The organism is Bacillus sp. BS1807G30 (assembly GCF_040047675.1).
GTDB classification, from domain to species: Bacteria; Bacillota; Bacilli; order Bacillales; family Bacillaceae; genus Bacillus; species Bacillus altitudinis.
Genome location: NZ_CP157353.1, coordinates 905479 through 918066, shown reverse-complemented (window position 1 = coordinate 918066; position 12588 = coordinate 905479). Strand labels below are relative to the sequence as shown.

At 41.4% G+C, this 12588-nt stretch carries 11 protein-coding genes; 3 read left to right on the top strand and 8 right to left on the bottom strand.

The genetic code is table 11. The annotated features are described in order from the left end of the window. Positions 1-66: 66 nt before the first annotated feature. Positions 67-1266 carry a globin domain-containing protein gene (locus tag ABG082_RS04670; RefSeq protein ID WP_348936607.1) on the bottom strand — a complete coding sequence of 400 codons (1200 nt, stop codon included), beginning with the start codon at positions 1264-1266 and terminating at the stop codon, positions 67-69. 183 nt (positions 1267-1449) lie between these two features. Here ABG082_RS04670 and ABG082_RS04665 point away from each other — a divergent pair, with 183 nt between their 5' ends. Together ABG082_RS04665 and ABG082_RS04660 are read left to right on the top strand one after the other, a co-directional pair. After that, positions 1450-1881: an Rrf2 family transcriptional regulator gene (locus tag ABG082_RS04665; RefSeq protein ID WP_041507532.1), complete on the top strand. Its 432-nt coding sequence runs from the start codon at positions 1450-1452 to the stop codon at positions 1879-1881. 160 nt (positions 1882-2041) lie between these two features. Then, a complete protein-coding gene (locus ABG082_RS04660) occupies positions 2042-3517 on the top strand; it encodes a catalase (protein ID WP_144684746.1) in 1476 nt (491 codons plus the stop codon). A gap of 45 nt (positions 3518-3562) precedes the next feature. On the opposite strand, the gene ABG082_RS04655 is transcribed toward ABG082_RS04660, so the two are convergent. Further along, the gene (locus tag ABG082_RS04655) at positions 3563-3946 is read right to left on the bottom strand and encodes a YqzG/YhdC family protein (protein ID WP_348936606.1); all 384 of its coding nucleotides are present in this window, start codon (positions 3944-3946) and stop codon (positions 3563-3565) included. A gap of 128 nt (positions 3947-4074) precedes the next feature. Here ABG082_RS04655 and ABG082_RS04650 point away from each other — a divergent pair, with 128 nt between their 5' ends. Continuing rightward, entirely contained in the window at positions 4075-4323 is a 249-nt protein-coding gene (locus ABG082_RS04650; protein ID WP_008349000.1) for a YhdB family protein, read from the top strand. Positions 4324-4510: 187 nt separating this feature from the next. Here the strand turns inward: ABG082_RS04650 and ABG082_RS04645 are convergent, their stop codons facing one another. From ABG082_RS04645 to ABG082_RS04620, 6 genes are all read right to left on the bottom strand, one after another. Further along, on the bottom strand, positions 4511-5161 hold the full coding sequence (locus tag ABG082_RS04645) for a response regulator transcription factor (protein ID WP_052321031.1): 651 nt from the start codon (positions 5159-5161) through the stop codon (positions 4511-4513). Then, on the bottom strand, positions 5158-6303 hold the full coding sequence (locus ABG082_RS04640) for a GAF domain-containing sensor histidine kinase (RefSeq protein WP_250027060.1): 1146 nt from the start codon (positions 6301-6303) through the stop codon (positions 5158-5160). The genes ABG082_RS04645 and ABG082_RS04640 overlap by 4 nt, the downstream gene beginning before the upstream one ends. A gap of 151 nt (positions 6304-6454) precedes the next feature. Continuing rightward, the gene (locus ABG082_RS04635) at positions 6455-8200 is read right to left on the bottom strand and encodes a phospho-sugar mutase (RefSeq protein ID WP_057079760.1); all 1746 of its coding nucleotides are present in this window, start codon (positions 8198-8200) and stop codon (positions 6455-6457) included. Between the two features lie 144 nt (positions 8201-8344). After that, positions 8345-10006 (bottom strand): glycerol-3-phosphate dehydrogenase, encoded by a 1662-nt coding sequence (gene glpD / locus ABG082_RS04630; protein WP_348936605.1) that lies wholly within the window; start codon positions 10004-10006, stop codon positions 8345-8347. Positions 10007-10145: 139 nt separating this feature from the next. Further along, complete coding sequence (gene glpK, locus ABG082_RS04625; protein WP_007497075.1) at positions 10146-11642, bottom strand: glycerol kinase GlpK; 1497 nt, start codon at positions 11640-11642, stop codon at positions 10146-10148. 15 nt (positions 11643-11657) lie between these two features. Beyond that, on the bottom strand, positions 11658-12473 hold the full coding sequence (locus ABG082_RS04620) for an MIP/aquaporin family protein (protein ID WP_008349011.1): 816 nt from the start codon (positions 12471-12473) through the stop codon (positions 11658-11660). Between the last annotated feature and the right edge of the window lie 115 nt (positions 12474-12588).

The following is a 12588-nucleotide window of genomic DNA, read 5'->3' as shown; positions in this document are numbered from 1 at the left end:
CCTCCTCATCGGACTTATCCCTACTATATGAGCGTACTTAATAAAACATGATGTTCAGCCAGTTGTTTAGACGACTTCCATCTCTTTCATGGACTGCCCGCCGAACGATTCATAATGGATATTCTCTTCCGGGATGTCCATCGCTTTTAAACTAAGGATCATCTCTTGTGTAAATGCTGGGGAACCGCAAACATAAAATTGGCCTTTCCCTTCACCAATGACTGATTGGAGGAATGGCTGGTCAATACGGGAAGCCGCCTTCTCAACCAGCTCACTCTTTCCACTCTTTTCAAATTGTTCGTTACAAAGGATAATACGCCCCTCTGGAGATGAAGTGAGAACGTGTTCAAACTCTTGTTCGAAAGCGATTACATCCTCTAGTCTGTCTGCATGAATCATCGTGAATGGCTGATTGTTATGCGACGCTGTTTTCACTAAACCAATCATTGGTGTGACACCAGAACCGGCACTAATCAAATAAACGGGTTCTTTGGTGTCATCTTGCAAGCAGAACATTCCCTGCGGCATACTCACTTGAAGAATATCGCCTTCTCTCATTTCATCATGCAGGAATGTGGAGACATGCCCATCTCGTTTCACTGTGATGCGGTAATAAGATGGGTGATATTGGTCCGATAAGCTGTATTGTCTGCTACATACATAAGCTTCACCCGGCATATTTGCTTGCACCGTGATGTATTGACCAGCATCATACATTGGCAGCTCCGATTCATCCTCTGGTACTAAATAAAAGGAAATGAGTGATGGAGATTCTTGTTTCTTTTTCTTAATCATAAACGGTTTGACATCAGTCCATCCGCCAGGTTGTTTCACATTTTCAGCCTTCATTTCTGCCTCAATGGTGATGAATATATTCGCAATGATGTCATATGCAGCCTTCCAAGCCGACAATGTGTCATCTTCCTCTGATAACCCAAATACCTCTTTCATTGCTTCAAGAAGGTGATATCCGACGATTGGGTACTGCTCTTTTTTCACCATGACACTGACATGCTTATGGGCAATTTGTTTCACAGCAGGAAGCAAGTCTGCCAAGCGATCAATGTGCAGTGCAGCTTGATAGAGTGTTGCGGCAAGCGCCTCTGGCTGACTTCCATTCATGAGATTTGTTTTATTAAACTGATTGAGTAGCTCTGGGTGCTGTCTAATCATATTTTGATAAAAAACAGTCACAAGTTTTGTTCCCTCAGCTTTTAGAAGAGGGGCTGATTGTTTAATGGCATTCATTTGATCTGTGGATAACATCGTTATTCCTTCTTTCAAAAGATGTATTTTAAATACATCTTTATCGTAATGGATGACAGCTTATAAAAGCAATATTTAAAATGCATGTTTTAAATGTTGTCACATTTAGTACTTTCTCGAACAGTTTTTGTCTAAAATGTGTTACGATGATACAAAACTCTATTAGGTTTAGAGGTCGTCCAAATGAAACTTACGAATTATACAGATTTCTCATTAAGGGTACTCATTTATTTAGCTTCGAGAGAAAACAATGAACTGTCAAATATTCAGCAGATTGCCGATATTTATGGCATTTCGAAAAATCACCTGACAAAGGTCATTTACCATCTTGGAAAACGTGGTTATGTAGAAACGATCCGCGGAAGAAATGGTGGGATTAGGCTGGGGAAAAGCCCAGAAAGCATTAATATTGGTGAGGTTGTCCGCTATACAGAGGATGATTTAGTCATGGTTGAATGCTTTGATCCGAAGAAAAACAGCTGTATTATCTCCCCGATTTGTTCATTAAAGCATGTACTTCATGAAGCACTCACTGCTTATTTACGCGTTCTTGACCAATACACATTAAATGATTTAACACAAAACAAAGATGCTCTAAGAGAGCTTCTGCTCTAAGGCGAAAGAATTTATTTCTTTCGTCTTTTTCTTTACCTCCTTGTAATAATAATTTATTTAAAATTATTATAAATAAATATTGACTATCATGTTTGATTCAATATAATTAGGGTATATAGATTGCTAGAAACCATTTTTTGTTTACAGGAGGAGAAAAAGAATGACAAATTCTAATCATAAAAATTTGACAACGAATCAAGGCGTGCCAGTTGGCGATAATCAAAACTCAAGAACTGCTGGTCACAGGGGGCCTTCATTTCTTGATGATTACCATTTGATTGAAAAACTTGCACACTTTGACCGTGAACGTATTCCAGAGCGTGTCGTACATGCAAGAGGCGCCGGCGCTTATGGTGTATTTGAAGTAGAAAATAGCATGGAGAAACATACAAGAGCAGCCTTCTTAAGTGAAGAAGGAAAACAAACAGACGTTTTTGTCCGTTTCTCAACGGTTATTCACCCTAAAGGTTCGCCTGAAACATTACGTGACCCTCGCGGCTTCGCTGTCAAATTTTATACAGAAGAAGGCAACTATGATCTAGTTGGGAACAACTTGCCGATCTTCTTCATTCGTGATGCACTTAAATTCCCTGACATGGTTCACTCTCTCAAGCCAGATCCTGTAACCAACATTCAAGATCCTGACCGTTATTGGGATTTTATGACGTTAACACCTGAATCTACTCACATGCTCACATGGCTCTTCTCTGACGAAGGTATTCCTGCGAACTACGCTGAAATGCGCGGTTCTGGTGTTCATACGTTTAGATGGGTAAACAAATACGGAGAAACAAAATATGTGAAATACCACTGGAGACCATCAGAAGGCATTCGCAATTTATCGATGGAAGAAGCTGCAGAAATTCAAGCAAACGACTTCCAGCATGCGACAAGAGACTTGTATGATCGTATTGAAAAAGGAAATTATCCAGCATGGGATCTTTACGTTCAGCTTATGCCGCTCAGTGATTATGATGAACTAGATTATGATCCATGTGATCCGACGAAGACGTGGAGCGAGGAAGATTATCCGCTGCAAAAAGTGGGCCGCATGACACTGAACCGCAATCCAGAAAATTTCTTTGCTGAAACAGAACAATCTGCTTTCACGCCAAGTGCCCTAGTACCAGGAATTGAAGCATCTGAAGACAAACTGCTTCAAGGTCGTCTGTTCTCTTATCCTGACACGCAGCGTCACCGCCTAGGTGCAAACTACATGCGCATCCCAGTTAACTGTCCTTATGCGCCTGTTCACAATAACCAACAGGATGGCTTTATGACAACAACTCGTCCAAGCGGTCATATTAACTATGAACCAAACCGTTATGACGATCAGCCAAAAGAAAACCCTCACTACAAAGAAAGTGAACCAGTTCTTCATGGTGACCGTATAGTGAGACAAAAAATTGAAAAACCAAATGATTTCAAACAAGCTGGAGAAAAATATCGAAGCTACTCTGAAGAAGAGAAACAAGCATTGATCAAGAACCTGACAGCTGACTTGAAAGACGTAAATGAAAAAACGAAATTACTTGCGATCTGTAACTTCTATCGTGCAGATGAAGATTACGGACAGCGTTTAGCGGATTCACTCGGTGTGGATATTCGCTCATATCTTCAAGGAAGCATGAAATAAATCTTCTTTTCAGCTGGAGCACCTCTTTTTAAAAGAGGTGCTTTTTTATAGCCGAAATACGTTAATACTAATCAAATGCCCCGTCACCGGATGAAAATAAATTTCTGCATGTGCTGCAAATCGTGTGGAGCCTTCCTTCACGGTCACGCGAAACACATCTTTTGTTTGATCTTCATTCACTTGTGTACGTCCAATGTAATGATAATCGTTTAAAGCGGCGCCTTCATATTCATCTTGCAAGGCAGTATACGCAAGTCTTTCCCAATTCTCTGCCGGCTGCACGGCTGCTTGTGAAGATGGATGAACCATGAGACTGCCGAATAAAATAATTCCTGCTGCAAAAAGCATCCATAATTTCGGGTGCATGATATCAATATTCTCACTTTCATGTCTATTTTGTTTAGGTTTTGCTGGTTGGTACTTTTTCATACATGAAGCATTTATTCAGCCTATAATTCCCGGTACCCTGTTTATGCAGACACCAACTTTTCCCCTGAAAAAGTCGACCTGATCCGAGCAAACTAATGAGGACTTCTCAAGGGAAAGGAGAAGGTTTAATGAATGTGGCAGATTATGATAAGGCACTTTATTATACGCATCGCTCGCAATGGGATAATTTACTTATTCTTATGGTCCGTACGCAAGATGATTTGCTCTCGAAACGTATTGAGCATTTCTTACATGCGTATCAATTTAACCGGAACGATGCAGATGTTGAAAAATGTTTATATGGACTCCTGCAGTATATCGACCATGCTTCAGAGGCTGCCGTTGCTGAAGCATATGCTGAACCGATGTACACATAAAGGAAAAGGGTGATTTTCTGCCTTTCAGATTGTTGACATAGGGCTAGAATGAACTTTATTTTAGCTCTTTGTTTTCTTTTCAGCCTTTTACTAACCGTCTTTCATAAAAAAGAAAAGACTTCATGAGAAATACTCATGAAGTCTTTTGGAATGTCCACCATTCATATAGACTGTATATGCTCTTCTTTTACAACAGCTCTTTCGGCTGATTTTTTTGATAATCTACCGCATATAGAGCGGCCTGAGTTCGATCTGCCAGCTCTAACTTTGATAACACATGAGACACATGTGTTTTCACAGTCTTTTCAGAAATAAAAAGCGACGAGGCGATTTCTTTGTTACTTTTCCCTTTTGCGATTTCAAATAAGACATCACGTTCTCTATTGGTCAGTTCGTTCATCAATGCCCATTTCTGCTCTTTAGGTTCAGTTAGATGCTGGATGAGAAACGTCGTAATATGACCGTCTAATTGATACGTACCATTTTGCACCTCAATCATTGTCGTGAGAAGCTTTTCAGGTGCTACATCTTTGAGCTGATAAGCCTTCGCTCCCGCTTGAATAGCAGGGATGACATAGTCCTTATCTGCATAGCTTGTCAGGATAACAATGCGGACTTCCGGCATGTCGAGTGTCATTTGCTTTGTTGCCTCAATTCCATTCATCACAGGCATAGAAAGGTCCATCAAGACAATATCAGGATTCGTTTGCCTGACTACCTGCAGTGCCTCTTCCCCATTGGATGCCTCACCGACGATGTCTACATCTGGCTGAGTTTGCAAGAAAAAGACCAGCCCTTTTCTGACAATATGATGATCATCTGCAATGACTACCCTCATGACAACCCCTTCCTTTCTTGAGAAAATGGGACTTTCACATGAATTGTGGTTCCCTTACCTAGCTCAGAATTGATACAAAATGTACCTCCTGCTCTACGAATACGTTTAGCCATCCCTTTCAATCCAAGTGAAGGAAGACTCATTTGTTCATCATACTGAAATCCCTTTCCCTGATCGATGATTTTCATACCAAACGTATCTCCTGATTGCTCCAGTTTGACCTCTACTTTCTCAACGCCCGCATGCTTTTGGCAATTATTTAGAGCTTCTTGGCATACACGAAATAAGGTTTCGTGCTTTGAATGATCTATTTCCATACAGCCTGATAAAGACAATGAACAATTTAGACCTAAAAGCTGTGCATACTCTTCAATCGCTGTCGTAAATCCTTTTTCAAGCCCTTTTGGTCTTAACTGCCAGATGAGTGATCGCATTTCAATGAGGGCATCTTGTGATAAATGCTGAATAAAATCAATCATTTCACCTAATTTTTGATCACTTGTCATTTGACGCGCTGCCTTTGCAGTCAAACTCACGGAAAACAGCATTTGATTCACAGAATCATGTAAATCCTGCGCAAGCCGGTTTCGTTCTTCTAGCAGTGCATGCTGCTGCTCATTTTGCACAAGCTTCATACGCTGAATAGCCGTACCAATTTGCAGTGCAATACTTTCAAGCAGATTCAGCTCCTCCTGTGTAAATGTGACCTTCCCTTTTGCCGCCACATTTAATAAGCCAAACGTACGCTTACATGCTTGGAGAGGAACGGTTGCATGATGGGTAATTCCTTCTGTATCTCCAAGCTTTTGCTCAATCGCCGTTTCAATCCGTTTACAATTGATGATATTGGTCGCTGATTGCAGTGAGCCTTTTGTGTAGCGGTTGATGCAATAGCAATCGTTTTGACACATCAATTGCTTTCGATCCTTTGCCAGTGCTTCAGGTAAGCATACTTCTGCCATTAGTTCATACGATCCGTCTTCTTCTATAAAATAAATCCATGCTGTTTGAAAGCCTGTCACTTCCATAAGCATATGAAGCACTTCATGAAGCGTTTCCTTCATTTCCATCCCTTCATTTAGCTTTTCAGCAATTTCTTTTAACGTTTTTAATGTTTTGACTTTTTCTTGGTAATCTCCCATCGTGTGTACCCCCGGCTTTTACTGCCTCTCTGATCAATATGTTGATTATACCATGAGCATCTGTGCGGCTCTTTCTCAAAAAGGATGATTTTTTCTCATCCTTTTGACTGAGAAAAAGCCATCATGCATGACATGATGGCTTTGTGATGTTTTATTTAGCTGTTTCTTCCACAATGTCATAGACGACTTTCATGACTTCTTCTGATAAGTGTTTCAGCTTTTCTTCGCTGTCAGTTAACGATGTGCCTTTGACTGCAATATAAAATTTGACTTTAGGCTCCGTACCAGAAGGTCGTAAACAAAACCATGAGCCATCTTCAAGGAAATATTTCAGGACGTTTGATGTCGGCAGATGAATCGTTTCTTCTTTCTTTTCAGCCACAAGGTGCCTTTGACTTGATTGATAATCCTCAATGACCGTAATGCGCTGACCGGCGATAGAAGCTGGTGGGTTTGATCTAAAGGTATGAAGAATAGCAGAAATCTGCTCCGCTCCTACTTTCCCCTTTAAGGTTAATGACTTTAACCCTTCTCTGTAAAATCCAAATTCCTTAAAAATATCAACAAGCGCATCATATAATGACTTCCCTTGTTTCTTATAAAAGGCTGCGACTTCAACTGCTAATAGCGCAGCTTGAACTGCATCTTTATCTCGTGCAAAATCACCGATCAAATAGCCATAGCTTTCTTCATAGCCGAATTGAAACGTGTATTCTCCGCTTTCTTCAAACTGCTTGATTTTTTCTCCGATAAATTTAAAGCCAGTGAGCGTATCAATCGTGTCAGCTCCAAATGCTGAGGCAACAGCACGCCCAAGCTCGCTTGTCACAATCGTTTTCATCACAACGGGGCGAGGCGGCAGTTGACCTAGTTTTTGTTTTTCAGATAATAAATAATGAAGTAGTAAGGCGCCTGTTTGGTTGCCGGTCAAAACGGTAAATTCACCATCATGATTTTTCACAGCGATACCTAATCGATCTGCATCTGGATCTGTCGCAATCAACATATCAGCATTTTGCTTTTCGCCAAGCTTGATGGCGTATTCAAAAGCGGCATGCTCCTCTGGATTTGGAGACGTGACCGTCGAGAATTGTGGATCTGGTTTTTCCTGTTCAGGTACAACCGTCACATGCTCATAACCAAAGGCCTGAAGTCCGTTTCGGACAGGTTTATTCGCCGTTCCATGAAGCGGGGTAAACACCACTTTGACATCGACTTCTTTTGCAAGCTCAGGGTGCACACGAATGGTTTTTAATTTTTCCATATACGCTTGATCGATTTCTTCACCAATCATGCGGATCAAACCATTTTGCTTCAATACTTCTTCTGATTCCACTGAAATGGCTAATTCATTTTCGATGGCATCTACTTCTTTAATGACTTGATCTGCTTCAAATGGGGGCATTTGGCCTCCATCTTCTCCATATACTTTATAGCCATTATATTCCGGCGGATTGTGACTTGCTGTCACAACAATCCCTGCAAAGGCATTCAGTTCTCGAACTGCAAAAGAGAGTTCTGGTGTCGGACGCAGTTCATCAAATACGTATGTTTGAATGCCATGTGAAGCAAGTGTTTTGGCCGCTTCCATCGCAAATTCAGGAGATTTATGGCGTGAATCATAGGCAATGGCGACGCCTCTTTTTTTTGCATCCTCTCCATGTGCTGCAATATACGCAGCAAGACCAGCGGATGCTTTTCGAACAGTGTAAACATTCATTCGGTTCGTTCCAGCACCAATTTCTCCGCGCATTCCTCCAGTACCAAACTCAAGGTTTTTGTAGAAACAGTCTTCAAGTGCTTGATGATCATCTTGATGTGCCTCCAGCCATTCCCTTAGTTCAGTATCCAGGTGCTTCTCATTGATCCAACGCTCATAATTCGTAATCCAACTCATGGTCGTCCTCCCAGTTCTTAACATCAATAAATTAATATCTACTGTTATTTTATATGGAATTATCCTTTATGTCATGTTATATCATGAACATATGAAAAAACGATGAACAAAATAAAAAAAGCCGATACACGATCGGCTTTTTACTTATTCAGCATCAAGCGGTACGACTGCTTCATGGAATAGTCGGTCTAATTCAGTTTGATGTTTCTGTTTTGTCGCTTCATCCCAGCCAAAACGATCTGCCATATAGTCAACAACAGGCTGTGCATACGTTTTTGCCCAATTGATATTAAATAATAGGCTGCCTGTTCTTCTCAAGAAGAAATCAACAGGTGTAACAGCCAATTCTTCTTCGATCGCATAGACAAGTTCAGCCAACACATATGCGGGAATATTTCGTTTGTCTGCTTCCCCTTGAAGCTGCTCTACACGCTTGAAGACATTGCTGACGTTTGAGCCATATTTCTCAGCTAATTTTTGTGCAACCGGTTCTGTCAAACCAACGGATGCTCCTTCTGCCGTTTTCGCTTGAACAAAGGATGCCATATTTTTCGAACCGCCTACATGCCCACCTGAAATTGGCATATGTTTCGTTTTACATGGTCCGAAATCTTTTCCAGTTTCCTCTTTAAGTCCATCACGTACAAGATTCACAATGTGTTCAGCCATTTTACGGTAACCTGTTAATTTACCGCCGGCAATCGTGATTAAGCCTGAAGATGATGTCCATACCTCATCCTTACGAGAAATTTCTGAAGGATCTTTCCCTTCTTCATGAATGAGTGGACGAAGACCAGCCCAGTTAGATTCAACGTCTTTCTCTGTAATATGAAGATCTGGGAACATATATTGAATGGCTTTGATCACGTAATCACGATCTGCTTTTGTCATACGCGGATGTTCCAGCTGTTTTTTGTAAACGGTATCTGTTGTTCCCACGTATGTTTTTCCTTCTCTTGGAATCGCAAAGACCATTCGTTTATCAGGTGTGTCAAAGTAGATTGCTTGTTTTAATGGGAAAACAGATTGATCAAATACTAAGTGAATTCCTTTTGTATGCTGTAAATGTTTCCCCTCTTTTGAGTGATCCTTGTCTCTTAGCTGATCGACCCATGGACCAGTCGCATTGACGATTTTTTTCGCATATACATCGTATGTTTTCTGTTTTGTGACATCTTCAATGACAACACCGACAACTTTGCCTTTATCATAAATAAATTCTTTTACTTTCGCATAGTTGACCGCTTCTGCCCCGAATTTCACAGCCTCTTTCATGACTTCAATTGTCAGGCGTGCATCATCTGTACGGTATTCAACATAGTAGCCCCCGCCTTTTAAGCCATCCTTTTTCACAAGTGGTTCTTTTGCAAGTGTTTCTTTCGCACTTAGCATACTTCTGCGTTCACTATGCTTAACGCCAGCTAAAAAGTCATATACTCTAAGTCCAATTGAAGTTGAAAACTTACCGAATGTCCCACCTTTATGCATCGGAAGAAGCATCCATTCTGGCGTTGTCACATGAGGACCGTTTTCGTATACGATGGCACGCTCTTTACCGACCTCTGCGACCATTTTCACTTCAAATTGTTTTAAATAACGAAGTCCACCGTGCACTAGTTTCGTTGAGCGGCTAGACGTACCTGCTGCGAAATCCTGCATTTCCGCAAGACCGACACGCATTCCGCGTGAAGCCGCATCAAGTGCCGTACCTGCGCCTGTAATACCCCCACCAATGATAAACACATCATATGGTTTTTTTGTCATGTCCTGAAGCATTTGTTCTCTTTCTAAGCTAGAAAAAGTCATCTCTTGTTCCTCCCATGTTGTACGGTAAAGAAAAAGAGACCGCAAACACCCAAAGCGTATTTCTACACTTCGGTGCTTGCGGTCTCTCCAGTTCTCCAACCGTTCTATTAACTTACTTGAAGTATACCATACTTTTTGTTTATTTGAAAGCTTGAGCTGCTTTTACAGCCTTTTTCCACCCGCTGTATAACGAGTCACGGCTGTCTTCTTCCATTTTAGGTTCAAAGCGCTTGTCAAGGTTCCATTGTTTTGCAATGTCTGAACGGTCGTTCCAGAAGCCAACTGCTATTCCCGCAAGATAGGCCGCACCGAGTGCCGTCGTTTCATTAATTTCTGGACGTTCTACTGGTACATCGAGCAAATCACTTTGGAAGCCCATTAAGAAATCATTCTTTACAGCTCCGCCATCGACACGCAATGTTTTAAGTGAGATGTTTGAATCTTTTTCCATCGCATCTAAAACATCTTTCGTTTGATAAGCAAGTGATTCTAACGTTGCACGAACAAAGTGCTCTTTAGAAGTACCGCGTGTTAAACCGAATACAGCGCCTCGGACATCACTATCCCAATATGGTGTACCTAAACCAACGAATGCTGGTACGACATATACGCCGTCTGTTGACTCAACGCGCTCAGCATAAGCTTCACTGTCTTTTGAGTCTTTAAACATTCTAAGTCCATCACGCAGCCACTGGATCGCTGAGCCAGCAACGAAAATACTTCCTTCTAAAGCATATTCAACTTTGCCGTCAATGCCCCATGCAATCGTCGTTAACAATCCATGATCCGACTTAATTGCTTTTTCCCCTGTATTCATCAACATGAAACATCCTGTACCATATGTGTTCTTCGCCATTCCTTCTTCAAAGCAAGCCTGACCGAATAACGCAGACTGCTGATCTCCCGCCGCTCCTGCAATCGGAATATTTTTACCGAAGAAATGATAGTCTGTTGTTTCACCATAAATGTGTGATGATGGTTTGACGTCTGGCAGCATGGAAGCTGGAACACCTAAGATATCAAGGAGTTCTTCATCCCATTTCAGATCGTAAATATTGAACATTAACGTTCTTGATGCATTCGAATAATCTGTCACGTGTGATTGCCCGCCAGTCATTTTCCAAATGAGCCATGTATCGATTGTGCCAAACAGTAAGTCACCATTTTCTGCTTTCTCACGAGCACCTTCGACATTGTCTAAAATCCATTTCACTTTAGTGCCTGAGAAATAAGCATCAATCAGAAGACCGGTTTTATTTCTAAACGTTTCATCGTGCCCTTGCGCTTTTAGCTCATCACATATACCCGATGTTTGTCTAGACTGCCAAACAATTGCATTGTAAACGGGTGCGCCTGTATGTTTATCCCAAACGACAGCTGTCTCACGCTGGTTCGTAATTCCGATACCGGCGATTTGATCTGCTTCAATTCCTGATTCGATTAAAGCAGTTGAAATAACTGATAGAACAGAGCTCCAAATTTCATTTGCATTGTGTTCTACCCAGCCTGGGTTCGGAAAATATTGATTGAATTCCTTCTGAGCTGTATGTGCAATTTTACCTTCTTGATCAAATAAGATCGCTCTTGAGCTTGTTGTCCCTTGATCTAATGCGAGAATATATTTTTCTTTTGCCATGGTGTTTTCCTCCCCTTACATACTTTCATTGACAGCATTTGTCTGGTTTTTCGTAGAGACATAGAGTCCTAACAATACCACAACTAAAATAACGCTTACAATCCAAAAGGCTGGTGTGACGTTCGCTTTAAAGGCTGCATTATAGAAAACACCGCCAAATGCACCGCCCAAAATTGGACCAACAACAGGAACCCAAGCATATTTCCAATTTGATGGACCTTTACCTGGAATCGGCAGAATGGCATGTGCGATTCTTGGACCTAAATCACGTGCAGGGTTAATTGCGTAACCAGTTGTACCACCTAATGAAAGACCAATTGCGACAATTAAGAAACCAACAATCAGCGGATTAACTCCGTCTGCAAATTTATTTGCACCAATCGCTAAAATTCCTACCACCAATACAAATGTACCGATGACTTCACTGAGCACGTTTGCAAAAGTATGCGGAATCGCAGGACCAGTTGAGAATACGCCTAGTTTTGCACCTGGATCGTCTGTCGCTTTCCAGTGTGGTAAGTAATGTAAGAAGACAATAATAGCTCCGAGTAATGCGCCAAGCATTTGACCGACAATATACATTGGAACATCAGCCCAAGGAAAACTTCCTTCTAATGCAAGACCTATTGTCAGCGCCGGGTTTAAATGTGCACCGCTGATTCCTCCAGTGGCATAAGCTGCAATCGCTACTGCAAATCCCCATCCGAAAGCGATTACAATCCAACCGGACTGATAAGCGAGCGATTTCTTTAAACTGACTGCCGCACACACACCGCCTCCAAAAATAATCAGAAGCATTGTACCAACGACTTCACCCCAAAATGGTGTCATGAAAAATTCCTCCTCTGGTTCAGTTGCCATCCCCTATAAATGTGTAGAAAAGATACAGAAAAAAAGATCCACAACAAACATACTTTACATCAGGGTCATTTGTCACCTAGTAAAG

Excerpts from the sequence above, each read along its gene's own strand:
- ABG082_RS04670 (WP_348936607.1), bottom strand. The coding sequence starts at position 1,266 with ATGTTATCCACAGATCAAATGAATGCCATTAAACAATCAGCCCCTCTT.
- ABG082_RS04665 (WP_041507532.1), top strand. The coding sequence starts at position 1,450 with ATGAAACTTACGAATTATACAGATTTCTCATTAAGGGTACTCATTTAT.
- ABG082_RS04660 (WP_144684746.1), top strand. The coding sequence starts at position 2,042 with ATGACAAATTCTAATCATAAAAATTTGACAACGAATCAAGGCGTGCCA.
- ABG082_RS04655 (WP_348936606.1), bottom strand. The coding sequence starts at position 3,946 with ATGAAAAAGTACCAACCAGCAAAACCTAAACAAAATAGACATGAAAGT.
- ABG082_RS04650 (WP_008349000.1), top strand. The coding sequence starts at position 4,075 with ATGAATGTGGCAGATTATGATAAGGCACTTTATTATACGCATCGCTCG.
- ABG082_RS04645 (WP_052321031.1), bottom strand. The coding sequence starts at position 5,161 with ATGAGGGTAGTCATTGCAGATGATCATCATATTGTCAGAAAAGGGCTG.
- ABG082_RS04640 (WP_250027060.1), bottom strand. The coding sequence starts at position 6,303 with ATGGGAGATTACCAAGAAAAAGTCAAAACATTAAAAACGTTAAAAGAA.
- ABG082_RS04635 (WP_057079760.1), bottom strand. The coding sequence starts at position 8,200 with ATGAGTTGGATTACGAATTATGAGCGTTGGATCAATGAGAAGCACCTG.
- glpD (WP_348936605.1), bottom strand. The coding sequence starts at position 10,006 with ATGACTTTTTCTAGCTTAGAAAGAGAACAAATGCTTCAGGACATGACA.
- glpK (WP_007497075.1), bottom strand. The coding sequence starts at position 11,642 with ATGGCAAAAGAAAAATATATTCTCGCATTAGATCAAGGGACAACAAGC.
- ABG082_RS04620 (WP_008349011.1), bottom strand. The coding sequence starts at position 12,473 with ATGACACCATTTTGGGGTGAAGTCGTTGGTACAATGCTTCTGATTATT.